Here is a 22,403-nt window from a genome sequence, read left to right on the forward strand (position 1 = left end):
GATCAGCCTTCGGTCCCGCATTCGTCCCCCTCTCCCAACCCTCTCCCCTGAAGGGGAGAGGGCTTTTAGAGCGCCACCCCCAGCGCATCCGCGACCGTGAAGATGTCCTTGTCGCCGCGGCCCGACAGGTTGACGATGATGATCTTGTCCTTGCCCAACGTCGGCGCGATCCGTTCGGCGGCGGCGATGGCGTGGGCCGACTCCAGCGCGGGGATGATGCCTTCCAGCTTCGTCAGCTTCTGGAAACTGGCGAGCGCCTCCGCATCGGTCACGGGTTCGTAGCGAACGCGGCCGATGTCGTGCAGCCAGGCATGCTCCGGACCGATGCCGGGATAGTCTAGGCCCGCCGAAATGCTGTGCGCCTCTGTGATCTGGCCGTCCTCGTCCTGCAACAGATAGGTCTTGTTGCCGTGGAGGATGCCGGGGCGGCCGCCCGCGAGGCTGGCGGCATGCTTCCTGTCGAGCCCTTCGCCCGCGGCCTCGACGCCGACGATCTCGACCTCGGCATCGTCGAGGAAGGGGTGGAAAAGGCCGATCGCGTTCGACCCGCCGCCGACGGGCGCGATCAGCATGTCGGGCAGGCGCCCTTCCGCCTTCAGGATCTGCGCCTTCGCTTCCTCGCCGATCACCGACTGGAAATCGCGGACGAGCTCGGGATAGGGGTGCGGGCCGGCGACGGTGCCGATGATGTAGAAAGTGTCGTGGACGTTGGCGACCCAGTGCCGCAGCGCCTCGTTCATCGCGTCCTTCAGCGTCTTCGCGCCCGATTCGACCGCGACCACTTCGGCGCCGAGCAGCTTCATGCGGAACACGTTGGGCTGCTGCCGCGCGACGTCGACCGCGCCCATGAAGATGGTGCACGGCAGGCCGAACAGCGCCGCGACGGTCGCGGTCGCGACGCCGTGCTGCCCCGCGCCGGTCTCGGCGATGATCCGCGTCTTGCCCATCCGTTTCGCGAGCAGGATCTGGCCGATGCAATTGTTGATCTTGTGCGCGCCGGTGTGATTCAGATCCTCGCGCTTCAGATAGATTTTTGCGCCGCCCAGATGGGCCGTCAGCCGCTCGGCATGCCAGAGTGGGCTCGGACGGCCGACATAATGTTCGAGCAGATGCTCGAATTCGGCCCTGAACGCCGGATCGGCCTGGGCGGCGCGATATTCGCGTTCGAGGTCGAGGATCAGCGGCATCAGCGTTTCGGCGACATAGCGGCCCCCGAAGGCGCCGAAATGACCGCGCGCATCGGGCCCGGTGCGCAGGCTGTTCGATAGGGCGGAGCGGGGGGGAGCGGCTTCGGTCATGGCTGGCTGTGTCCCTTAGGCGCTATGACGCCCTTGTCCATAGCCTCGATGCGCTTCAAACAGCGGCGAGGGTCACGGCAAGGAGGCAGACGGATGAGCGGGGGCATGAATCGGCGCGAATTGTTGATGGCGGGCGGCGCGGCGTTGGCGACGGCGGCCGCCGCACCGGCCATTGCGCGGGACCGCGGCGGATCGCGGCTGCGGATCGGCGTCATCGGCACCGGCGAGCGCGGACGCGTCCACCTGCGCGAACTGCTGCGCCGCGACGACGTCGACGTGACCGCGATCGCCGACATCGACCCCTTCGTGCTCGAAGCCGCGAAGGGGCAGTTCGATGCGGCGGGAAAGCCGCGCCCCGCCAGCTTCACCGGCGACGCCGAGGCGTGGCGCGCGATGCTGAAACCGGGAACGCTCGACGGCGTGCTGATCGTCACCCCGTGGGAATGGCACAAGCCGATGGCGATCGCGGCGATGGAGGCGCGCGTCGCGGTGGGGTGCGAGGTCGTCGCCGGCATCACGCTTCAGGACCATTGGGACGTGCTGGCGGCGCATGAGGCGACGCGCACGCCCTATATGCTGCTGGAAAATGTCTGTTATCGCCGCGACGTCATGGCGGTGCTGAACATGGTGCGGCAGGACCTGTTCGGCGAGATAATCCACCTCGAAGGCGGCTATCAGCACGATCTGCGCGACGTGAAATTCAATTCGGGCATTCCCGGCCGTCCCTATGGCGGCGGCGCCGAATTCGGCGCGAAAGGCTGGTCCGAGGCGCGCTGGCGCACCGACCACAGCGTCCGGCGCAACGGCGATCTCTATCCCAGCCACGGCATCGGCCCCTGCGCGATGTGGACGAATATCAACCGCGGCAACCGCTTCATCCGGCTGACCAGCTATGCGAGCAAGGCGCGCGGATTGCACGATCATGTGGTCGCGCAGGGCGGCGCGGACCACCCCAATGCGGCGGTGCGTTTCGCGCTGGGCGATGTCGTGACGACCAGCATCGCCTGCGCCAATGGCGAAACGATCCGGCTGACCCACGATACCAACCTGCCGCGCCCCTATTCGCTCGGTTTCCGGGTGCAGGGGACGCGCGGATTGTGGATGGACGTCGCCAAATCGCTCTACATCGAAGGCCGCAGCCCCGAACCGCATCGCTGGGAACCGGCGGAGACCGTGCTCGGCCAGTACGACCATCCGTTGTGGAAACGTCACGCCGACCAGGCGGTCGGGGCCGGGCATGGCGGGATGGACTGGTTCGTTCTCAACGCCTTCGTCAAGGCGCTGAAGGCCGGCGCGCCGATGCCGATCGACATTTACGACGCGCTGACGTGGAGCGCGATCACGCCGCTGTCCGAACAGTCGATCGCAGAGGATAACCGGACGCTGGAGTTCCCCGATTTCACGCGCGGCGCGTGGCGCGAACGGCGGCAGGATTTCGCGCTGAGCGACGCTTATTGAGCGGCGCGCACCGCCGCGCAGAAAGCGGCGATCCGGTCGAGATCCTTGACCCCGGGCGCGCTTTCGACGCCCGAGGAGACATCGACGAGCGGCGCGCGCGTCGCCGCGATCGCGGCGGCGACATTGTCGGGAGTCAGGCCGCCGGCGATGCCCCAGTCGATCGTGTGACGGTGGTTGGCGAGTAGCGACCAGTCGAAGCGCGCGCCGTTGCCGCCGGGCAGCGCCGAGGCGGGGGCGTCGAACAGAATGCGGTCGGCGATGCCGCGATATTTCTCGATCCGTTCGAGCGTCCCCGCGTCCTTGAGCCCGATCGCCTTCCATATCTCCGCCGGAACCAGCCGCTTCACGACCGCCAGCCATTCGGGAGTCTCGGTGCCATGGAACTGGACGACATCGGGCCGCACCGCGGCGAGCGCCTGCCCGGTGAGTTGCTGCGAGGCGTTGACGAGCAGCAGCACCACCTTGACGTGCGCCCCGGCACGGCGCCGCAATTCGGCGGCGGTCCGAAGGTCGACATGCCGCGGGCTCGGCTCGTAATGGACAAGCCCGATGTAGGCCGCGCCCCGTTCGATGGCCGCATCGACCGCTTCGGGTGTCGAGAGACCGCAGATCTTGATGAGTGGTGGCATGCGAGGGTCTTTGGGCTGCAAATGGCATCAAGGCAACCGCAGATACCTATGGTTGGCAGCACGCCGGTCGTGGTACAGCCTCGCGGGGGAGGTTGCGATGCACCGCATATTATGGATGCTTTTGTTTCTGGGCCTGACGGCCTGCAATCCTGCGAACATGGCCACCGATGTCGCCGCCTCGGAAAAGGCGGTCGATGCATTTCACGACGACGCCAATGCCGGAAAATTTGACGACATCTACTTTGCTTCCGGCGAGGAAATGCAGCGTTCGGCGGATGTCGCAGAATTCGAGGAGTTTCTTGGTGCCGTGCAGCGCAAGCTGGGCAAGGCGGGAAACACGACGCAGCGAGGATGGCAGGTCAATATCGTGAACGGGCGGACCCTGACGGTCCTGAATATGGAGACGATCTACGAAAAAGGCCGCGCCGTCGAAACTTTCACATTCAAATCTTCACCGAATGGACCGGTGCTTGTCGGCTACAACATTCAGTCCCCGGCGCTTGTTATCAACTGACGCGTGGGACGGATCGACATTCGGAAGATGGCGAGCCGGAGTCGAAGACGACCACAGGTCAAAATGGTGGATTTCCGGGACCCGCAGCGCAGCGTGCTGACGGCACGTGGCCACCGGAGGCGCGAAAAGCCGCCATTCGCAGGCCGCCAGAGCTGAATGTCGATCCGGCCTAAGGCTTGTGGGGGTTCATCTTGCAACTGTCCTTTATCGTGTGTCCCCGCGAAGGCGGGGACCCATCTGCGGTGGTTTCGAGATGGAACCGGCCGAAGATCGACCCCCGCCTTCCGCCTATGGCGGAAGTTTATCCTGAGCGCCCGCCCTGCGGGCAGTCGAAGGGCGGGGGAACACGGCTTTATACAATATCGCGGCGATAGACTCTGAATGCCCACAGACCTTAAAGCGTCGCCTCGATCGCGCGCGCTGCGAGGTCGGGGTCGTCGGACTGGCTGATCGGGCGTCCGACGACGAGGATCGAGGCGCCGTCGGCCATCGCCTCGGCCGGGGTGACGACGCGTTTCTGGTCGCCCAGCTTGCCGTTGGCGGGGCGGACGCCGGGAACGACGAAGAAGCCGCCGGGCCAGGCCGCGCGCGCGGCCTTGACCTCCTGCCCCGAGCAGACGATGCCGTCGAGGCCGGCGCTGCGCGCCAGCGCCGCGAGGCGCACCACCTGATCGTGCGGGGTTCCGCCAACGCCGATGTCGTCGAGGTCGGGCGAATCGAGGCTGGTCAGCACGGTCACGGCGACCACCTTGGTGTTCGCGCCCGCCGCCGCTTTCGCCTCCTCCATCATCGCGCGGCCACCCGCGCCATGGATGGTCAGGATCGCCGGTTCGAGCGGGCGGAGCGCCTGGATCGCCTTGGCCACCGTGTTCGGAATGTCGTGGAGCTTGAGGTCGAGAAAGATCGGCAGACCCAGCTTCGCCATTTCGAGCACGCCATGATGCCCGTTGGCGCAGAAGAATTCGAGCCCGAGCTTCAGCCCGCCGACGTGATGGCGGACCTTCTGCGCCAGCGTCTGCGCGGCGTCGAGGTGCGGCGTGTCGATGGCGAGATAGAGCGGCGACGTCATGCGGACTCCAGGGGCGAGGGCGGGATATCGTTGACCGGCACGGTCGAAGGCGCGGGATCGGCAGGGCGATTGGCCATCGCGCGCAGGTCGGCGAGCTGGCGCTCGCTCGCATCGAGACGACGCTTCAGCGACCAGCGCGTCGCGCGCAGCGCGATCCACGTCGGCAGGCTGCCCAGCGCGAAGGCGACGAGCACGATCACCGGCAGCTTGGTCTCGGCTTCCCAGCCCGGCCAGATGGTCACCGTCACCGCGTTCCAGTTCGCGAAGGCGAACAGCAGCAGGACGATGGTCAGCAGGACCCAGATGATGGTGCGCAGGATTCCCACTGTTCCGCTCCTTGCTTGGCCTCGGACGGTTTCTAGGCGACTTCGGCTCCGGACGCCAGCCTAAGGCGTGTGGGGATTCATCTTGCGACTGTCCTTTATCGTGTGTCCCCGCGAAGGCGGGGACCCATCTGCGGTGGTTTCGAGATGGAACCGGCCGAAGATGGACCCCCGCCTTCCGCCTATGGCGGAAGTTTATCCTGAGCGCCCGCCCTGCGGGCAGTCGAAGGGCGGGGGAACACGGCTTCACACAATATCGCGGCGATAAACTCTGAATCCCCACAGATCTTAAAGCATTCTGAAGTCGGCTGGCACAGCCGACGACTCGCAGAATGCGGAAAACGAAAGCAAATAGAGCAATGGCCGATTCAATCTAATCGGCCGTTGCTCTATGCGGCTCCAAAGACGCGCGCGAAGATCGTATCGACATGCTTCATGTGATAACCGAGGTCGAACAGGTCTGTGAGTTGGTCGGCGGACAGGCGCGCGGTCACGTCGGCATCGGCCTTCAGCAGGTCGAGCAGCGACAGCTGCCCATCCGATTCCCAGACCTTCATCGCATTGCGCTGGACCAGCGCATAGCTGTCCTCGCGGCTCGCGCCCGCCTGCGTCAGCGCCAGCAGGACGCGCTGCGAATGCACGAGCCCGCCCATGCGATCGAGATTCTTCTGCATCCGCGCGGGATAGACGAGCAGCTTGTCGACCACGCCGGTCAGCCGCGCGAGCGCGAAGTCGAGCGTGACCGTCGCGTCGGGACCGATGAAGCGCTCGACCGACGAATGGCTGATGTCGCGTTCGTGCCACAGCGCGACATTCTCCAGCGCCGGAGTCACCGCGCTGCGCACCATGCGCGCAAGCCCGGTCAGATTCTCGGTGAGCACCGGGTTGCGCTTGTGCGGCATCGCCGACGAGCCCTTCTGGCCCGGCGAGAAATATTCCTCGGCCTCCAGCACCTCGGTGCGCTGGAGGTGGCGGATCTCGACCGCGAGCCGCTCGATCGACGAGGCGATGACGCCCAGCGTGGCAAAGAACATCGCGTGGCGGTCGCGCGGGATGACCTGGGTCGAGACGGGCTCGATCGCCAGGCCGAGCTTTGCCGCGACATGCGCCTCGACGCGCGGGTCGATATTGGCGAAGGTGCCGACCGCGCCCGAAATGGCGCAGGTCGCGATCTCGGCGCGCGCCGCGATCAGGCGGGTCCTGCACCGCGCGAATTCGGCATGGGCTTCGGCGAGCTTGAGCCCGAAGGTGACGGGTTCGGCGTGGATACCGTGACTGCGGCCGATCGTCGGGGTGAGCTTGTGCTCATGGGCGCGTCGCTTGATCGCCTCGAGCAGCGCGTCGAGATCGGCGAGCAATATGTCGGCCGCCTGCGTCAGTTGCACGGCAAGGCAGGTGTCGAGCACGTCGCTCGACGTCATGCCCTGATGCATGAAGCGCGCTTCGTCGCCGACATGCTCCGCGACCCATGTCAGGAAGGCAATGACGTCGTGCTTCGTCACCGCCTCGATGGCGTCGATCGCCGCGACGTCGATCGCCGGTCCGGTCGCCCACCAGTCCCACAATGCCTTGGCCGCCGATTGCGGCACGACGCCCAGTTCGGCCAGCGCGTCGGTCGCGTGCGCCTCGATCTCGAACCAGATGCGATAGCGATTCTCGGGCGACCAGATCGCGGTCATCTGGGGTCGGGCGTAACGCGGAACCATTGAATTTCCTTCCTTTTGCGGCGCCTTGTCGCGTTATGCAGGCGGAATCGCGACCAGCCGCCCCCTAGCAGGGGCAGGCGGCTACGCCAATCGGGCGCCTGCGGCAACTTTCGCGGCGCGCGGGCGGTTGTTCTCATGCCCCTTCGAACCAAGGCCGCGGGTTGTCGAATCCGGCCCCGTCGCCGCCAATGGAGACAGATCATGTTGAAACATATGCTTATGATCGGCGCGGCCGCGGTGAGTTTCCCCGCGTTCGCGCAGACGGAAACCCCGCCGCCCGACGATGCGACGCAGACCGCGCCCGAAACGATGCCGCCGGCTGAAACGACCGCACCGGCACCGGTCGAACCGGACACGCCGCCGCCGGTGGACGACATGACGGCCCAGCCGGCTCCGTCGAGCCCGCCGCCGCAGTCGAGTCCCGCCCCGTCGGACAGCGCTGCGACCCCGAGCCAGATCGCGCAGATCGTCGAGCAGGAATTTCCCACCTATGACGGCGACGCGAACGGCGAACTCAGCGAGACGGAATTCTCCGCCTGGATGAAGAAGCTGCGCACCGCGACCGACCCGACGGTCGATCCCGAATCGGAGCAGGTGAAGAGCTGGGTTGCCCAGGCGTTCGGCGCCGCCGATGCCGACAAGTCGGGCGGCGTCAGCAAGACCGAACTCATCGGCTTCCTGTCGCGCGGCGCCTGAATGCGTCCCTGACCTGAATAGGTCCCAGACACGGCGGAACAGCCGTCGGAGCGATCCGGCGGCTGTTTCCGTTTGTCCGCGGTGCGCGTGGATCAGGCGGCTTCGGCCTGCGTGACGCGGACGATCGACAGATTATGATCCTGCCCGTCACGGTCGGGCCAGCGGATGGTCTGGCCCTCGCGCAGGCCGATCAGTCCCGCCCCGACCGGGGTCAGGATCGAGATGCGGCCCGCGGAGATATCGGCGTCGCGCGGGTAGACGAGCTGCAGGGTCCGCGCCGCGCCGCTGTTCTCGTCGACGAACTCGACGGTCGAGCGCATCGTCACGACATCGGACGGAATGCGCTCGGCCTTGTGGATGGTGGCGCGCGCGATTTCGTTCAGCAGCATTTCGCTGACCTGCGGCAGATCGTCTTCCTTGGCGATAGCAAGGTCGGTCAGCGCGTCGGCTTCGGTATCGATCATGTGGATGGGCGGCCGGCGGGTCGCCTTGCTGGTGGTCGTCATGGGTTCTTTTTTTCCGAAAGAGGATTGCGGGCGAGGCTCGGCTGCGCCGCTGGAATCGGGTTGGGTGGATTTTCGCCCCGGGTTCGGGGCAGGAGGCACCGGACCCGGGGCTAGAGGCCCACGAGAATCTGACCCGCGCGGAGGTCGAAACGGGAAGGGGTGCACTGAGTCGGCATGGCGCGATGATGTCGTGCCGCGCAGCGCAAGTCAAACATTCCGATGGCGTTGCAGCACGAGCCGAAGCCGGGCATGCGTCCGCGCCGCCTTACAACAGGCCCATCGCGCGGAAGCTGCGATGATCGCCGCCGCCGATGATGATGTGATCGTGGAGCATGATCCCCAGCTTCCGCGCCGCCTCCGCGATGTCGCGGGTGATCGCGATGTCCTGCCGGCTCGGTTCGGGGCTGCCGCTCGGGTGGTTGTGGACGAGGACGATCGCCGCCGCGCCCAGTTCGAGCGCGCGCTTGACGACCTCGCGGACATAGATGGCGGACTGGTCGATCGACCCTTCGCTCATCACCTCGTCGCGGATCAGCATGTTGCGCGCGTTGAGGTAGAGGACGCGGACGCGTTCGATGTCGATCGGCCCCATGTCGGCGCGCAGCCAGTCGAGCAGCGCGTCCCAGCTCGACAGCAGGGGCCGGTCGCGAAATTCGCCCTTCAGCATCCGCAGGCTCGCGGCCTGGACGATCTTCAGCGCGGCGACCGCCGTGTCGCCCATGCCGGCGACCCGGCGCAGCGATTCGGGGTCGGCGCTGACGAGCTGCGCCAGCGAACCGAATTCGCGCAGCAGCGCCTTGGCGAGCGGCTTGGTGTCGCGACGCGGAATGGCGAGCGCGAGCAGATATTCGACCAGCTCGTAATCGGCCATGCCATCGGCATCGCCGCCGAGCAGCCGCGCGCGCAAGCGGGCGCGATGACCGGCGTGATCCGGGATCGGGGCGGGCGCGTCGGCCATGTCGGGACCGGAATAACCGCCTTGTGAGGCACGCTCAACGGTCATAGAAACGCTTTTGCTTCGATGCGGTGCAATATCTTGCAGCGAAACGGGAATTCCGGCGTTGCTGACAGGAAGGGCAGACCGGGGACGGGGAACGGGCGAGATTGGAATATGACCGCATGACGTCATCGCCGGTTTCGCGATCCGCCACTTTTTCATCGCGGTCGCGCGCATGAGCGAGCCTGTCGCTGCAGATTCGGCATCGCGGCCCCGACTCCGCAAGCGCTGGATTGCGGGCGGCGCATTGATCGCGATCGCGGCGGGCCTGTGGTTCGCGCGCGCGCCGATCGCCGACAGCTTCATTCGCGACCAGCTCGACCAGCGCGGGGTTCCCGCGCGCTACACCATCGAACGGATCGGTTTCCGCACCCAGCGGCTGACCGACATCGTCATCGGCGATCCCGCGCGTCCCGACCTGACCGCGCGCCGCGTCGAGGTCGTGCTCGACTGGGGCTTCACCGGTCCCTATGTGGCGCGGATCGACGCTGAAGGCGTGCGTCTCCACGGCGCCTTCGCCGACGGGCGCCTGTCTTTCGGCGCGCTCGACAAGTTCCGCGATCCGACGAGCACCTCGCCCTTCGTGCTGCCCGATCTGGCGGTGACGCTCGACGATGCGCGCGCGCGCGTGGGGACGCCGTGGGGCGCCGTCGGTGCGGCGCTGAACGGGAAGGGCAATCTGCGCCGGGATTTCGACGGAACGCTCGCGCTGGTCGCGCCGACGCTCGCCGCGGCCGGGTGCAGCGGTCGCGACGTCAGCTTTTACGGCAGCGTGCGCGTGCGCGGCGTGCGGCCGCAACTCGTCGGGCCGCTCCGCGGCGCAAGCCTCGCCTGCGCCGGGGGCAAGCTGACGGCTGCGTCGCCGCAGATTGCGCTCGATCTCTCGCTGTCCGAGGATCTGCGCCAATGGCGTGGCATCGCCGATGCCAGCATTGTCCGGCTCGCGGCGGGACCGGCGGCGGCCGAACGGATCGGCGCCCGCGCGCAATTCTCGGGCGACGCCGGTCGCACCGCGATCAGCGTGGAGGCAGCGATGGCGGGGCTGCGCGCCGATGCCGTCACCGCCGAGCAGGTGGCGCTGACCGCCAGGGCCACGGTCGGCGATCGGGCGCCGAAGGTCGACGGCGAACTGACATTTGCCCGCGCCCGTGCCGGCGAAGCGCTGCGGCGCGCCATCGCTCAGGGTGGCCGCTCGCTCGATGGCAGTCCGGTCGGTCCGTTGGCCGAGCGCGCGGCGACGGCGCTTGCCGCCATGCTCGCCGAAGCCGGAGGCAAGGCGCGATTCGCGCTGGCGGGGGAGGGCAGATCGGCCCGGATCGAGCTGATCGCTCCCGAATTGCGCGGTGCCAGCGGCGCTTATTTCACCGGCAGCGACGACAGCCGCATCGCCTATCTGCTGGGCGCGCCCGAACCCGCCGTGATCGCCGCCGGACAATGGGCATTCGGTGGCGGCGGCCTGCCGTCGGGATCGCTCCAGCTCGACCGGCACGCGGACGGCACGATCGCCGGCGTCGCAACAGTCGAACCCTATGCCGCCGGCGGCGCGCGCCTGGCGCTGACTCCGGTGCGATTCTCGGGCGGCGCACTGCTGCGTTTCGCGACCCGCGCCGAGCTGTCGGGGCCGGTCGGCGATGGGCGCGTCGAGCGGCTGTCGGTGCCGCTCGCCGGCGTGCTGGCGCCGAACGGCGCGCTCGCGCTCGACGGCGGCTGCACGCGAATCGGCGCCGACCGGGTCGATGTGGGCGGGTTCCGGCTGGCCCCCACGCGAATCGACTTGTGCAGCCGTCCCGGCGCGCCGCTGCTGAGCGCGGGCCCGCAGGGGCTGCGCGGGCATATCCGCGTGCCGGGCATCGCGCTGCGCGGGACGAGCGGGACCTCGCCCTTCGCTTTCGATGCGCGCGGTGCCGACATCGATCTGGCCGCGATGCGCTGGGCGCTGGCCGGGGCAGAGGTGCGGCTGGGCGAGGGGGACGGCGCGACGCGTTTCGCCGCCGCATCGCTGACCGGTCGCCGGGCGGCGCAAGGGATGGGCGGCGACCTCAAGGGCGCGGGCGGCAAGATCGGCGCCGTTCCGCTCATCCTGTCCGACATTGCGGGGGCGTGGCGCTGGGACAGCGGTGGGCTGACGCTCGACGGCGGCGTGCGCCTGACCGACGCAGAGCCCGACGCGCGCTTCTTTCCGCTCGTCGCCGACGGCGCGCATCTGCGCTTCTCGAACGGCGCGATCGACGCCGAGGCGGCATTTCGCGAAGAGAAGAGCGGGCGATCGGTCGTCGACACGACGATCACCCACCGGCTCGACAGCGGCAGCGGCGCCGCCGACCTCAAGGTCCGCGAACTACGATTCGACGATCGATTCCAGCCCGATCAGCTCACCCGCCTCGCGCTCGGCGTCGTCGCCAACGTCCAGGGATCGGTCGTCGGCGACGGGCGGATCGAATGGACGCCCGATGGCGTCACCAGCCACGGCACCTTCGCGACCGCCGACGCCAATCTGGCCGCTGCCTTCGGTCCGGTGACGGGGCTGACCGCGACCTTGACCTTCGACGATCTGATCGGCCTGCGGTCAGCGCCGGGACAGGTGGCCCGGATCGACGAGATCAACCCGGGCATCCCGGTGATCGGGGGAACGATCACCTATCGGCTGCTCGGCGACAACCGCGTGCCGATCGACGGCGGGCGCTGGCCGTTCGCGGGCGGCGAACTGTCGCTGCATCCGACGACGCTCGATTTCAACGCCAGCCAGACGCGGCGCCTGTCGTTCGACATCGTCGGCGTCGATGCGGCGATCTTCCTCCAGCAGTTCGGCTTCGACAACATCAACGCGACCGGCCTGTTCGACGGGACGCTGCCGGTCGAGTTCGACGGGCTCGGCGGGCGCATCGTCGGCGGGCGGATCGACGCGCGCGCGGGCGGCGGGACGCTCGCCTATGTCGGCGAACTGTCGAACCACAATCTGGGCGCGATCGCCAATTTTGCCTTTGGCGCGCTGCGATCGCTCCAATATGACGATCTGACGATCATATTGAACGGGGATCTGGACGGCGAGATGGTGACCGACATCCGCTTCGGCGGCGTGGGGCAGGGCGAGGGCGCGACGCGCAATTTCCTGACCAAACAGATCGCCCGATTGCCGCTGGTCTTCAACGTCAAGATCCAGGCACCCTTCCGCCAGCTCATCACATCGGCCAAGGGATTCTACGATCCGACGCTGCTGATCGAACAGAATCTGTCGACCCTGTTGCGCGTGCAGGAAGAGGCCGAAGCCGCGGCCGCCGCCGCATCGAAACCCGTTCAGCCCCCAGAAAGCGAGCCCATGCCATGACCGCCATCAAGACCGGAGCAAGGAGGCATGCCATCGGCGCGCATGCTCTGGCGAGCCTGATCCTTGCGCCTGCCCTCGCGGGCTGCGTACAGATCGACACGCCGGACAAGCCGATCGAGATCAACCTGAACATCAACATCAAGCAGGAAGTCGTGTATAGGCTGGATGGCGATGCGAAGAAGCTCATCGAGCAGAATAGCGAGATATTCTGACGCGAACTGGATTGGGGACACAAAAGAGATGCGTGTGAAACAGTGGAAACCCGGCACGATGGCGATGGCGGCGATTGCCGCGACCGCCGCGGTGGCGGTCGCCGTTCCCGCGGCGATGGCGCAGCGCGATCCGGCCTATGAGCAGGCACGGGCCGACGGCCAGATCGGCGAGCAGCCCGACGGCTATCTGGGCTTCGTGTCGACGCCGACCGATGCGGTGCGCAAGCTCGTCACCGACATCAACATCAAGCGCAAGGCCGCCTACACCAGCAATGCACCGCAGGGCAGCACGGTCGAGCAGTTCGCCTTTGCGACCGGATGCAACCTGATCGCGAAGACCAAGCCGGGCGAGAAGTACAAGGCGCCCGACGGCCGCTGGCTGACGCGCGACAGCGGCGCGCCGGTGCGGGATTCGCGCTGCCCCTGAGATCACAGCTTCGCAGCGCCCGCGGGCGCTTGATGCCGCCGCGCCCCTAAACGCGGCGGCATTTTTGCGTCCGGGGAGGCGCGATCCGAACGATATTGCCGCAGCGCAGCAAGATTAAGCCGCGCGCTCGCGTGCGGGCATTGACTTCATGGGGCGGCGTTTCTAAACGGACCGCGCCTCAGGGGTCCCCCGATTTTTCGGGCCTTTTTTCGCAGGCAGAATCGGGGCATTCCGGTTCTGTTTCAGGAGGATGGCGGAAGATGACGGGGAATGGCAGCGATCCGGAACCAGCTTCGGAGGATTCGCGCCTGGTCTCGCTCGAAGAGCGATTGGACCGGGCCGAAGCCGCAGAAGCCAGGCGGGCCGGGGTCAGCGCGCCCGAATCCGATGCCAATTATCGGCTCGGAAACCGGGTTCTGGCCGAATTGCTGGGCGGGATGCTGGGCGGTGCGTTGATCGGCTGGCTGATCGACCGCTTCGCCGACACCTCGCCCTGGGGTTTGTTGGGGATGCTGGCTCTCGGGGTCGTCGTCGCCTTCAGGAATATCTTTCGGATCGCCAATGCCGCATCGCGCGACAAGGGCGGTTCGGCATAGGCTCAAGGTTCAGCCCGGCACCGTCAGGCGCGGGGATAGTTTGGAGTGACGCGCGTGTCCGCAGAGGCCGGTAAATTCGACCCGATGCACCAGTTCACCGTCGAACCGATCGCGAAGCTGTTCGCGGTGGAGGGACGGGAGGTGTGGCTGACCACCAGTGCGGTCTGGATGGCCGCCGCCGCCGTCATCCTGTGGCTCTTCATGCTCGGCGGCATGAAGCGGCAGCTCGTTCCCGGGCGCTGGCAGATGGCCGTCGAAGGCTTCACCGGTTTCGTTTCGTCGATGATGTCGACGAACATCGGACCGGAAGGGCGCAAGTATACGCCCTATGTCTTTTCGCTCTTCATGTTCATTCTGTTCTGCAACGTGCTGGGAATGGTGCCTTTTGCGCTGGCCGGCCTGCACCCGCTGACCGTGACGAGCCACTTCACCATCACCGGCATCCTCGCGATCCTGTCCTTCGCGATCGTGCTGGTCGTCGGCTTCTGGCGCCACGGGCTGCATTTCTTCTCGCTCTTCGTCCCGCACGGCACGCCGTGGCCGATGATCCCGTTCATCGCGCCGATCGAGTTCGTGTCGTTCATGGTGCGCCCGTTCAGCCTCGGCCTGCGACTGTTCGTCGCGATGACCGCCGGACACGTGCTGCTGGAGGTGTTCGCGAACTTCATCGTCCAGAGCTCGGGCGCCGGCGTCGCGATCGGGCTCCCGGTCGGCATCGCCAGCCTCGCCCTGATGATCGGTATCAGCGCGCTCGAGCTGCTGGTCGCGGGCATCCAGGCCTATGTTTTCGCCCTGTTGACCTCGCTCTATATCAACGACGCGGTCAATCTTCACTAATCCCGTTTTAATCCAAACGTTTATCTCAAGGAGTTAAGTTCATGGACGCACAAGCAGCGACGCTCATCGGTGCCGGTCTCGCCGCGATCGGCGCCGGCATGGCCGCGATCGGCGTGGGCAATGTCTTCGGCAGCTTCCTGGAAAGCGCGCTGCGCAATCCGGCGGCGGCCGACGGTCAGCAGGGCCGTCTGTTCATCGGCTTCGCCGCGGCGGAGCTTCTGGGCCTGCTGTCGTTCCTGATCGCGATCCTGCTCTATCTGAAGGCGGCCTGACGGTCGACGCCGCGCCGGTTCCGCCGTGTGGCGGGACGGCGCGGCGGCCTTTCGGCGCGCGTGCGCCGGGCAGTCGTCAATCGGAAGAAGAGAAATGCCACAGATCAACCAGCTTGCGGAAAATTGGTTCTTCGCATCGCAGCTTTTCTGGCTCGCGCTGATTTTCGGCGCGGTTTTCGTGGTGATCGGTCTCGGCATGTATCCCAAGATCGAGGCGACCGTCGACGCGCGCGACCGCAAGATCGCCGACGATCTGGCCGCGGCCAAGGCGGCGCACGCCTCCGCCGACGGGCTGGAGGAACAATATCGCCAGCAGAGCGACCTCAGCCGCGCCGCCGCGCAAAAGGCGGTGCAGGATGCGAAGGACAAGGCGGCGCGCGACGCCGAAAAGCGCCTTGCCAAGGTCGATGCCGAACTGGCTCAGAAAATGACGGCGGCCGAAGCCGCTGTCGCCGCGGCGCGCGGATCGGCGATGGCCGAGATCGAGTCGGTCGCGGCGGAAGCGGCGAGCGAACTCGTCGCGAAGCTGTCGGGTGTGAAGGTCGCCGCCGCGGACGCGAAGCAGGCGGTGAAGGCGGTGCTCCATGGCTAATCTGACTCTGATCCTGTCCGAAGCCGCCGGTGCGGCGCATGGCGGCGGCGCGGCGGGCTCGATCCTGTCGTCGCCGAGCTGGTGGGTGGCGCTGGCGATGACGATCTTCCTCGGCGTTCTCGTCTGGAAAAAGGCGCCCGCCGGGATCGGCGCGATGCTCGACAGGAAGATCGCCGAAATCGCCAGACAGCTCAGCGAAGCCGAACAGCTCCGGCTCGACGCCGAATCGCTGAAGGCCGAATATGAGGCGAAGCTCGCCCACGCGGCAAAGGAAGCCGAGGAACTGCGCGCCCGCGCCGAAGCCGAGGCCGAGAGTCTCGTCGCCAAGGCGAAGGCCGACGCGACCGCGCTGATCGGGCGCCGCAAGCAGATGGCCGAGGACCGCATCGCGGCCGCCGAAGCCAGCGCGCTCGCCGATGTGCGCGAAGCGGCGGCGAAGGCCGCCACCGACGCGGCGGCCGCTCTGATCGCCGCCCGGCACGATGCCAAGGCGGACGCGGCCCTCGTCGATAAGGCCATCGCGGCGGTCGCCAAGGGCTGATCGTTCGGCATCGCCGGACCAAGGCGCCCGCGGAAAATCCGCGGGCGTTTTTGTTTCTGGGGGCTATCGCGGCTTTCTGGCCCGCCCCTATGGCGACCCGTCGCGTCATCGCCTACATGGCAGCCATGGCTCGCCCTAACGCTCCCGACCGGTTCAACGAAGAGAAGGCGACCTATGTCGTCCGCGGCAGCGGGGCGGAGGGCGACAAGCCCGACCTGACGCGCGGGGCCGAGGTGATCCGCGGCGTGGTGCGCAAATTGCCGGTGCGGCCCGGCGTCTATCGCATGCTCGATGCGCGCGGCGACGTGCTCTATGTCGGCAAGGCGCGCGCGCTGAAGAACCGCGTCACCAATTACACGCAGGTCGCGCGATTGCCGCAGCGGCTCCAGCGCATGGTCGCGCAGACGCGCGCGATGGAGATCGTCACCACCACCAGCGAGGCCGAGGCGCTGCTGCTCGAAGCGCAGCTCATCAAGCGCTATCGCCCGCCCTACAATGTGCTGCTGCGCGACGACAAGAGCTTCCCCTTCATCCTGCTGCGCGCCGACCATGATTTCCCGCGCGTCCAGAAGCACCGCGGCGCGCGGCGCGCCAAAGGGCGCTATTACGGGCCGTTCGCGAGCGCCGGGTCGGTGAACCGCACGCTCAACGCGCTGCAAAAGACCTTCCTGCTGCGAAGCTGCACCGACAGTTTCTTCGCCAACCGCTCGCGTCCCTGCCTGCTCTACCAGATCCGCCGCTGTTCGGCGCCGTGCGTCGGGCGGATCGGCAAGGCGGATTATGCCGAACTGGTGAGCGACGCGCAGGATTTCCTCGAAGGCCGCTCGACCGCGGTGCAGAAACGGCTCGGCGCCGCGATGACCAGGGCCGCCGAGGCGATGGACTATGAACTGGCGGCGGTGCTGCGCGACCGGCTGAAGGCGCTGACCTTCATCCAGGGCAGCCAGTCGGTCCACGCCGACGGGCTGGGCGACGCCGACGTCTTCGCGCTCGCGGCGAAGGGCGGGCAGCTTTGCGTCGCGGGCTTCTTCATCCGCGGCGGGCAGAACTGGGGGCATCGCAGCTTCTTCCCCGCGCACGTCGCGGGGGTGCCCGAAGCCGAGGTGATGGCGAGCTTCCTGATGCAATTCTACGAAGGCGTGCCGCCGCCCAAGCTGATCCTCGTCGATCGCGAGCCCGACGATTGTCCGCTGCTCGCCGAGGCGTTGAGCGAAACGGCAGGACGCAAGGTGGAGATCAGCGTGCCGCAGCGCGGCAACCGCCGCCGTCTCCTCGAACAGGCGGTGCGCAACGCGGGGGAGGAACTCGACCGCCGGCTGGCGGAAAGCAGCACGCAGGCGAAGCTCGGCCGCGAACTCGCCGAGCTGTTCGACCTCGACGAGGCGCCGCAGCGCATCGAAATCTACGACAACAGCCATATCCAGGGGACCAACGCGCTCGGCGCGATGGTCGTCGCGGGCCCCGAGGGCTGGATCAAGGGCGCCTATCGCAAGTTCAACATCAAGCGCGCTGAGACGCAGCCCGGAGACGATTTCGCGATGATGCGCGAAGTCTTCCAGCGCCGTTTCGCGCGCGCGATCGAGGAAGATCCCGAACGGACCAGGGGCGAATGGCCCGATCTGGTGCTGATCGACGGGGGGCGCGGACAGGTGTCGGCGGTCTCGACCGTGTTCGCCGAACTGGGGATCGACGATCTGCCCTATGTCGGCGTCGCCAAGGGGCCCGACCGCAACGCGGGGCGCGAGACCTTCTATCTGCCCGACGGGCGCGAATTCACACTGCCCCCCAACAACGCGGTGCTCTTCTATATCCAGCGCCTGCGCGACGAGGCGCACCGCTTCGCGATCGGCGCGCATCGGCAGAAGCGCGCGAAGGCGATGGGGTCGTCGCCGCTCGACGAGGTGCCGGGGATCGGGCCGGCGCGCAAGAAGGCGCTGCTCATGCATTTCGGCACCGCGCGCGCGGTGCGCGGGGCGAGCCTCGAGGATTTGCAGAAGGCGCCCGGAGTGAGCGCGGGCGTCGCGCAGGCGGTGTATGATTTCTATCATGCGGGGGGATGATCTTTGATGCCCTCCTCTTCAGAGGAGGGGGTGAAAGGGAAGGATAGACTATGGATTTTGCAGCCGCGATGCCGCTGGCAGGAACGCTGGGCGTCACCATCCACGAAGGAACGAAGGATCGCGTCGCGGGCAAACTGCCCGTGCGCCCCGAAATCTGCACCGCCGGGCATATCGTCCATGGCGGCGCAATCATGGCCTTTGCCGACTGCCTTGGCGCGGTGGGCGCGTTCCTGACGCTGCCCGAGGGGGCGAGCGGCACGACGACGATCGAGAGCAAGACCAATTTCCTCGGCGCCGGTCCCGAAGGGTCGGTGCTGATCGGCGAGGCGACGCCGGTCAGGATCGGCAAGCGGCTCTCGGTATGGCAGACGCGCATCCGGACCGAGGACGGCGCCGATGTCGCGCTGGTAACGCAGACGCAGATGGTGCTTTGGCCAGCCTGACCGCCTGATTCTTGGGTTGAATTCTCTGAAGGTGGGAAAGGGCTGAGCTGTGAACGAAGAAATAGTGCAGGCATTTGCTCGAATCGCGCGCCTCAAGCGACAAGAGGTGTTCGATGATGAGCGTTTGATGCCCCAAACGTCAGTTGATGATGCAATGCAGGCCGCACCCGGTTGGGTGGGTTCTTCATGGGATGGTGGTACGCTGCTCGTGGGAATCAACCCAGGCGGCGGTGGCGACAACTATCGTGGCAATCCCTCTGACAAAGCACTTTATGACGCATGTCGCCGCCTCAAAGAAGCCCGCTCTGTATCAGATCAGAAAGAAGCAATGGGCGCATTGTCTAGTTTATGGATGCAGACGCAAAGAACTCACAATATTTGGCGCATCATTTCCAAAATCATCGACGCCACAGGAGAAAGGGAATCGGACATTGCCTTCATGAACATTCTGGCCTTTCGAACTCGGCAAGATGTCCAGCCACGGCGCGGCGAAATCGGAAGAGTATGGAGGATGACAACGCAACCGGCGATATCTGCGCTAAGACCGGCACGTATCATCGCTCTAGGTGCCAAAGCATACAAAGTGCTTGACGCGCAGCTATCGACCAGAAGTTGGCAGATTATCGAATTTAAACGAAGAATCGGAGACACATCGATTCATCCGGAAGCTACGATTGTACTCCGTCAATTGCAGGCAGGCATCCGGTAGCGCTGTGCAATTCTCTACCGAGGCCATCGTCTGCGCAGTGCGCGCGCACGGCGAGCATGGCGCGATATTGCGCGCGTTGACGCGCGAGGCGGGGCTGGTCGCGGGCTATGTGCGCGGTGGCCGCTCGCGGCGCCTGCGGCCGATCCTGATGCCGGGGAATCTGGTCGCGCTCGACCTGCGGGCGCGGACCGAGGAGCAGCTCGGCGGCGCGACGGTCGAGCTGCTGGCGAGCCGGGCGCCGCTGCTTGCCGAGCCGCTGCCCGCGGCGGCCATCGAATGGGCGACCAGCCTGACCGCGGCGACGCTGCCCGAAGCGCAGCCCTATCCGGCCCTCTACGTCGCGCTGGCCGCCGTTCTCGATGCCATCGGCGTTGCGCCATCGGCGCGGCAATGGGCGCTTGCGCTCGGGCGCTATGAATTGTTGCTGCTCGCCGAACTCGGTTTCGGGCTCGACCTCGGCGAATGCGTCGTGACGGGAACGTCCGACGATCTGGCCTATGTCAGCCCGAAGTCGGGTGGCGCCGTAAGCACGGCCGCCGCCGCCGGATATGAAAGCCGGCTTCTCCGCCTGCCGCCGTTCCTGCGCAACGATCGGCCCGACGGGACGGCGGCCGAACCCACGATGACGGATGTCATCGATTTTCTGGCACTGACCGGGCATTTTCTCGACCGCGACGGGCTCGACGGGCGCAACCGCGACTTGCTGACGGCAAGGGAAAGATTGCTCGACCGGCTCAAGAGGGCGGTTGCGTGAAGCGACCAGCCTGCTTAGAGCGTCCCCGTCAAACCAAGGCCATCCGCTTCCTCCGTTTGTGCTGAGCTTGTCGAAGCACCGTCCTTCTTTCGACGGCGTGACAGAGAAGACCAGCCCGGCGACACGTTCAGGGCGAACGGCCAGATCCGGACGGGAAGGCGATGCATTGAAGATCCTGCTGCTGGCCGGCGACGGCATCGGTCCCGAAATCATGGCGGAGGCCGGGAAGGTGCTGGACGCGCTGGCGCTGCCGGTGACGCTCGACCGCGCGCTGGTCGGCGGCGCAGCCTATGAAGCGAGCGGCCACCCGCTGCCGCCCGAAACGCTGGCAAAGGCGAAGGCGGCCGATGCCATTCTTTTCGGCGCGGTCGGCGATCCGCGCTTCGATGCGGTCGAGCGCCATCTGCGGCCCGAACAGGCGATTCTGGGCCTGCGCGCCGAACTGGGGCTGTTCGCCAACCTGCGCCCCGCGAAGCTGTTTCCGGGGCTCGAAGACAGCTCCGCGCTGCGTCCAGAGGTCGCGTCGGCGATCGACCTGCTGATCGTCCGCGAACTCAACGGCGACGTCTATTTCGGCGAGAAGGGCACGCGCACGACCGCAGGCGGCGAGCGCGAGGGCTATGACGTCATGGCGTACAGCGAGAGCGAAGTGCGGCGGATCGCGCAGGTCGCCTTCCGCGCGGCACAGGGGCGCGGCAAGCGGCTCTGCTCGGTCGACAAGGCCAATGTCCTCGAAACCTCGCAGCTCTGGCGCGACGTGGTGATCGAGGTCGCGGCCGAATATCCCGACGTCGCGCTCAGCCACATGTATGTCGACAATGCCGCGATGCAGCTCGTCCGCAATCCCGGCCAGTTCGACGTGATCGTCACCGGCAATCTGTTCGGCGACATATTGTCCGACCAGGCGTCGATGTGCGTCGGCTCGATCGGCCTGCTCGCCTCGGCCTCGCTGGGCAAGGGACGCCGCGGGCTCTACGAGCCGATCCACGGCAGCGCACCCGACATCGCGGGCAAGGGGATCGCCAACCCGCTGGCGATGATCCTGTCGCTCGCCATGCTGCTGCGCCATTCGGGCGGCGACGAGGCGAATGCGGCGCGGATCGAGGCGGCGGTGGGGCAGGTGCTCGCCGACGGTTGCCGCGGCGCCGACCTTGGCGGCACGATGGGAACGACCGCGCTCGGCGATGCGGTGGTTTCGGCTTTGAACGGACAGGGCAGATGAAGAAGACGACGGGTTTCGATCGCGACAGGACGCGCCGCTGGCATCCGGCCACGCAGGCGGTGCGCGGCGGCACGTGGCGCAGCGAGCATGGTGAGACGTCGGAAGCGCTCTTCCTGACCTCGGGCTACAGCTACGACAGCGCGGAGAGCGTCGCGGCGCGCTTCGCCGGCGAAGAGCAGGGCATGACCTATTCGCGCCTGCAGAACCCGACCGTCGCGATGCTCGAGGAACGCATCGCGCTGATCGAAGGGGCCGAGGCGTGCCGCGCGCAGGCGAGTGGCATGGCGGCGATGACCACGGCGCTGCTGTGCCAATTGTCGGCGGGCGACCATATCGTCGCGGCCAAGGCGGCGTTCGGGTCGTGCCGCTGGCTCGTCGACACGCTGTGCCCGCGCTTCGGGATCGAATCGACGGTGGTCGACGGGCGCGACAATGCCGCATGGGAAAGGGCGATCCGCCCCAATACCAAGGTCTTCTTCTTCGAGACCCCCGCCAATCCGACGCTCGACATCGTCGACATGGCGCATGTTTGCGGGCTCGCGAAGGCGCACGGCATCACCAGCGTCGTCGACAACGCCTTCGCGACCGCGGTGCTCCAGCGCCCGCTCGACTATGGCGCAGACGTCGTCGCCTATTCGGCGACCAAGCTGATGGAAGGACAGGGGCGCGTGCTCGCCGGCGCGGTGTGCGGCAGCGCGGCGTTCATCAACGACGTCCTGCTGCCGTTTCAGCGCAACACCGGTCCAAACCTGTCGCCGTTCAGCGCGTGGGTGGTGTTGAAAGGCCTCGAAACGCTCGACCTGCGCGCGCGGCGCCAGTCGGAGAATGCGCTCGCGGTCGGCAAGGCGATCGAGGGACGCGTCGCGCGCATGCTGCATCCGGGGCTTCCCAGCCACCCGCAGTACGAACTGGCGGCGCGCCAGATGGAGGCGTGCGGACCGATCTTCGCTTTCGACCTGCCCGGCGGCGCCGCGCAGGCGATGGCCTTCCTCAATGCGCTCGAACTCGTCGACATCAGCAACAACATCGGCGACGCGCGCAGCCTGTGCTGCCATCCGTGGACGACCACCCATTATGGCGTCAGCCCCGACGTGCGGCTCGACATGGGCGTCGGCGAGGGGCTGCTGCGCGTCAACATCGGGCTGGAGGATCCGCGCGACGTCATCGCCGACCTCGACCAGGCATTGACCAGGGTGGGGCTTTGAGCGACCTTGCCC

24 protein-coding genes are annotated in these 22,403 nt (G+C 66.9%); 17 read left to right on the plus strand and 7 right to left on the minus strand.

What is annotated here, in order from left to right:
* Window positions 1–65: 65 nt before the first annotated feature.
* Window positions 66–1,298 carry a tryptophan synthase subunit beta gene (gene trpB / locus AC2S9W_RS13415; RefSeq protein ID WP_067108989.1) on the minus strand — a complete coding sequence of 411 codons (1,233 nt, stop codon included), beginning with the start codon at window positions 1,296–1,298 and terminating at the stop codon, window positions 66–68.
* Between the two features lie 93 nt (window positions 1,299–1,391).
* On the opposite strand from trpB, the gene AC2S9W_RS13420 reads away from it, so the two are divergent.
* On the plus strand, window positions 1,392–2,756 hold the full coding sequence (locus AC2S9W_RS13420; RefSeq protein ID WP_199775078.1) for a Gfo/Idh/MocA family protein: 1,365 nt from the start codon (window positions 1,392–1,394) through the stop codon (window positions 2,754–2,756).
* On the opposite strand, the gene AC2S9W_RS13425 is transcribed toward AC2S9W_RS13420, so the two are convergent.
* Window positions 2,750–3,385, minus strand: a complete 636-nt coding sequence (locus AC2S9W_RS13425; RefSeq protein WP_076075440.1) for a phosphoribosylanthranilate isomerase — start codon at window positions 3,383–3,385, stop codon at window positions 2,750–2,752. The two genes, AC2S9W_RS13420 and AC2S9W_RS13425, sit on opposite strands and share 7 nt — an antisense overlap.
* Window positions 3,386–3,482: 97 nt before the next feature.
* Between AC2S9W_RS13425 and AC2S9W_RS13430 the strand changes: the two genes are divergently transcribed.
* Complete coding sequence (locus AC2S9W_RS13430) at window positions 3,483–3,899, plus strand: hypothetical protein (protein ID WP_486571013.1); 417 nt, start codon at window positions 3,483–3,485, stop codon at window positions 3,897–3,899.
* 394 nt (window positions 3,900–4,293) lie between these two features.
* Here AC2S9W_RS13430 and pyrF read toward each other — a convergent pair whose 3' ends face one another.
* The 3 genes from pyrF to purB form a co-directional block, all read right to left on the minus strand.
* On the minus strand, window positions 4,294–4,968 hold the full coding sequence (gene pyrF / locus AC2S9W_RS13435) for an orotidine-5'-phosphate decarboxylase (protein ID WP_067183738.1): 675 nt from the start codon (window positions 4,966–4,968) through the stop codon (window positions 4,294–4,296).
* Entirely contained in the window at window positions 4,965–5,294 is a 330-nt protein-coding gene (locus tag AC2S9W_RS13440) for a lipopolysaccharide assembly protein LapA domain-containing protein (protein WP_076075437.1), read from the minus strand. Before AC2S9W_RS13440 ends, pyrF begins: the two co-directional genes overlap by 4 nt.
* A gap of 386 nt (window positions 5,295–5,680) precedes the next feature.
* The gene (gene purB / locus AC2S9W_RS13445) at window positions 5,681–6,997 is read right to left on the minus strand and encodes an adenylosuccinate lyase (protein ID WP_076075435.1); all 1,317 of its coding nucleotides are present in this window, start codon (window positions 6,995–6,997) and stop codon (window positions 5,681–5,683) included.
* Between the two features lie 201 nt (window positions 6,998–7,198).
* On the opposite strand from purB, the gene AC2S9W_RS13450 reads away from it, so the two are divergent.
* Complete coding sequence (locus AC2S9W_RS13450) at window positions 7,199–7,693, plus strand: EF-hand domain-containing protein (RefSeq protein ID WP_286750178.1); 495 nt, start codon at window positions 7,199–7,201, stop codon at window positions 7,691–7,693.
* A gap of 92 nt (window positions 7,694–7,785) precedes the next feature.
* Here AC2S9W_RS13450 and rnk read toward each other — a convergent pair whose 3' ends face one another.
* Both rnk and radC read right to left on the minus strand, forming a co-directional pair.
* Window positions 7,786–8,199 (minus strand): nucleoside diphosphate kinase regulator, encoded by a 414-nt coding sequence (gene rnk / locus AC2S9W_RS13455; RefSeq protein ID WP_076075432.1) that lies wholly within the window; start codon window positions 8,197–8,199, stop codon window positions 7,786–7,788.
* A 265-nt stretch (window positions 8,200–8,464) separates the two neighbouring features.
* The gene (gene radC / locus AC2S9W_RS13460) at window positions 8,465–9,157 is read right to left on the minus strand and encodes a RadC family protein (RefSeq protein WP_104960343.1); all 693 of its coding nucleotides are present in this window, start codon (window positions 9,155–9,157) and stop codon (window positions 8,465–8,467) included.
* 214 nt (window positions 9,158–9,371) lie between these two features.
* Here radC and AC2S9W_RS13465 point away from each other — a divergent pair, with 214 nt between their 5' ends.
* The 14 genes from AC2S9W_RS13465 to AC2S9W_RS13530 all read left to right on the plus strand — a co-directional run bounded on the left by AC2S9W_RS13465 (window position 9,372) and on the right by AC2S9W_RS13530 (window position 22,391).
* Window positions 9,372–12,521, plus strand: a complete 3,150-nt coding sequence (locus tag AC2S9W_RS13465) for an intermembrane phospholipid transport protein YdbH family protein (RefSeq protein ID WP_486571014.1) — start codon at window positions 9,372–9,374, stop codon at window positions 12,519–12,521.
* Complete coding sequence (locus AC2S9W_RS13470; protein WP_067108972.1) at window positions 12,518–12,733, plus strand: YnbE family lipoprotein; 216 nt, start codon at window positions 12,518–12,520, stop codon at window positions 12,731–12,733. The genes AC2S9W_RS13465 and AC2S9W_RS13470 overlap by 4 nt, the downstream gene beginning before the upstream one ends.
* A 28-nt stretch (window positions 12,734–12,761) precedes the next feature.
* Entirely contained in the window at window positions 12,762–13,160 is a 399-nt protein-coding gene (locus tag AC2S9W_RS13475; protein WP_486571015.1) for a YdbL family probable chaperone protein, read from the plus strand.
* Window positions 13,161–13,255: 95 nt separating this feature from the next.
* Window positions 13,256–13,756, plus strand: coding sequence for an AtpZ/AtpI family protein (locus tag AC2S9W_RS13480; protein WP_419964904.1), 501 nt, complete (start codon window positions 13,256–13,258; stop codon window positions 13,754–13,756).
* A 54-nt stretch (window positions 13,757–13,810) separates the two neighbouring features.
* Complete coding sequence (locus AC2S9W_RS13485) at window positions 13,811–14,593, plus strand: F0F1 ATP synthase subunit A (protein WP_067109020.1); 783 nt, start codon at window positions 13,811–13,813, stop codon at window positions 14,591–14,593.
* A 41-nt stretch (window positions 14,594–14,634) separates the two neighbouring features.
* Complete coding sequence (locus AC2S9W_RS13490) at window positions 14,635–14,865, plus strand: F0F1 ATP synthase subunit C (protein ID WP_067108963.1); 231 nt, start codon at window positions 14,635–14,637, stop codon at window positions 14,863–14,865.
* Window positions 14,866–14,959: 94 nt separating this feature from the next.
* Window positions 14,960–15,457, plus strand: a complete 498-nt coding sequence (locus AC2S9W_RS13495) for a F0F1 ATP synthase subunit B family protein (RefSeq protein WP_104959647.1) — start codon at window positions 14,960–14,962, stop codon at window positions 15,455–15,457.
* The gene (locus AC2S9W_RS13500; protein ID WP_076075425.1) at window positions 15,450–15,998 is read left to right on the plus strand and encodes a F0F1 ATP synthase subunit B family protein; all 549 of its coding nucleotides are present in this window, start codon (window positions 15,450–15,452) and stop codon (window positions 15,996–15,998) included. The genes AC2S9W_RS13495 and AC2S9W_RS13500 overlap by 8 nt, the downstream gene beginning before the upstream one ends.
* Before the next feature lie 125 nt (window positions 15,999–16,123).
* Entirely contained in the window at window positions 16,124–18,058 is a 1,935-nt protein-coding gene (uvrC, locus tag AC2S9W_RS13505; RefSeq protein WP_067109017.1) for an excinuclease ABC subunit UvrC, read from the plus strand.
* Between the two features lie 50 nt (window positions 18,059–18,108).
* Window positions 18,109–18,501, plus strand: coding sequence for a PaaI family thioesterase (locus tag AC2S9W_RS13510; protein ID WP_076075423.1), 393 nt, complete (start codon window positions 18,109–18,111; stop codon window positions 18,499–18,501).
* A 49-nt stretch (window positions 18,502–18,550) separates the two neighbouring features.
* Complete coding sequence (locus AC2S9W_RS13515; RefSeq protein ID WP_486571016.1) at window positions 18,551–19,210, plus strand: uracil-DNA glycosylase family protein; 660 nt, start codon at window positions 18,551–18,553, stop codon at window positions 19,208–19,210.
* 4 nt (window positions 19,211–19,214) lie between these two features.
* On the plus strand, window positions 19,215–19,964 hold the full coding sequence (gene recO, locus AC2S9W_RS13520; RefSeq protein ID WP_104959649.1) for a DNA repair protein RecO: 750 nt from the start codon (window positions 19,215–19,217) through the stop codon (window positions 19,962–19,964).
* 166 nt (window positions 19,965–20,130) lie between these two features.
* Window positions 20,131–21,186 carry a 3-isopropylmalate dehydrogenase gene (gene leuB, locus AC2S9W_RS13525; RefSeq protein WP_067108948.1) on the plus strand — a complete coding sequence of 352 codons (1,056 nt, stop codon included), beginning with the start codon at window positions 20,131–20,133 and terminating at the stop codon, window positions 21,184–21,186.
* Window positions 21,183–22,391 (plus strand): trans-sulfuration enzyme family protein, encoded by a 1,209-nt coding sequence (locus tag AC2S9W_RS13530; RefSeq protein WP_067108946.1) that lies wholly within the window; start codon window positions 21,183–21,185, stop codon window positions 22,389–22,391. Before leuB ends, AC2S9W_RS13530 begins: the two co-directional genes overlap by 4 nt.
* Window positions 22,392–22,403 lie beyond the last annotated feature (12 nt).

It is taken from the genome of Sphingopyxis sp. 550B (assembly GCF_057401805.1).

Bases quoted from the DNA above. Each gene is read 5' to 3' on its own strand.
- trpB (WP_067108989.1), bottom strand. From the start codon at position 1,298: ATGACCGAAGCCGCTCCCCCCCGCTCCGCCCTATCGAACAGCCTGCGC.
- AC2S9W_RS13420 (WP_199775078.1), top strand. From the start codon at position 1,392: ATGAGCGGGGGCATGAATCGGCGCGAATTGTTGATGGCGGGCGGCGCG.
- AC2S9W_RS13425 (WP_076075440.1), bottom strand. From the start codon at position 3,385: ATGCCACCACTCATCAAGATCTGCGGTCTCTCGACACCCGAAGCGGTC.
- AC2S9W_RS13430 (WP_486571013.1), top strand. From the start codon at position 3,483: ATGCACCGCATATTATGGATGCTTTTGTTTCTGGGCCTGACGGCCTGC.
- pyrF (WP_067183738.1), bottom strand. From the start codon at position 4,968: ATGACGTCGCCGCTCTATCTCGCCATCGACACGCCGCACCTCGACGCC.
- purB (WP_076075435.1), bottom strand. From the start codon at position 6,997: ATGGTTCCGCGTTACGCCCGACCCCAGATGACCGCGATCTGGTCGCCC.
- AC2S9W_RS13450 (WP_286750178.1), top strand. From the start codon at position 7,199: ATGTTGAAACATATGCTTATGATCGGCGCGGCCGCGGTGAGTTTCCCC.
- rnk (WP_076075432.1), bottom strand. From the start codon at position 8,199: ATGACGACCACCAGCAAGGCGACCCGCCGGCCGCCCATCCACATGATC.
- radC (WP_104960343.1), bottom strand. From the start codon at position 9,157: ATGGCCGACGCGCCCGCCCCGATCCCGGATCACGCCGGTCATCGCGCC.
- AC2S9W_RS13465 (WP_486571014.1), top strand. From the start codon at position 9,372: ATGAGCGAGCCTGTCGCTGCAGATTCGGCATCGCGGCCCCGACTCCGC.
- AC2S9W_RS13470 (WP_067108972.1), top strand. From the start codon at position 12,518: ATGACCGCCATCAAGACCGGAGCAAGGAGGCATGCCATCGGCGCGCAT.
- AC2S9W_RS13475 (WP_486571015.1), top strand. From the start codon at position 12,762: ATGCGTGTGAAACAGTGGAAACCCGGCACGATGGCGATGGCGGCGATT.
- AC2S9W_RS13490 (WP_067108963.1), top strand. From the start codon at position 14,635: ATGGACGCACAAGCAGCGACGCTCATCGGTGCCGGTCTCGCCGCGATC.
- AC2S9W_RS13495 (WP_104959647.1), top strand. From the start codon at position 14,960: ATGCCACAGATCAACCAGCTTGCGGAAAATTGGTTCTTCGCATCGCAG.
- AC2S9W_RS13500 (WP_076075425.1), top strand. From the start codon at position 15,450: ATGGCTAATCTGACTCTGATCCTGTCCGAAGCCGCCGGTGCGGCGCAT.
- uvrC (WP_067109017.1), top strand. From the start codon at position 16,124: ATGGCTCGCCCTAACGCTCCCGACCGGTTCAACGAAGAGAAGGCGACC.
- AC2S9W_RS13510 (WP_076075423.1), top strand. From the start codon at position 18,109: ATGGATTTTGCAGCCGCGATGCCGCTGGCAGGAACGCTGGGCGTCACC.
- AC2S9W_RS13530 (WP_067108946.1), top strand. From the start codon at position 21,183: ATGAAGAAGACGACGGGTTTCGATCGCGACAGGACGCGCCGCTGGCAT.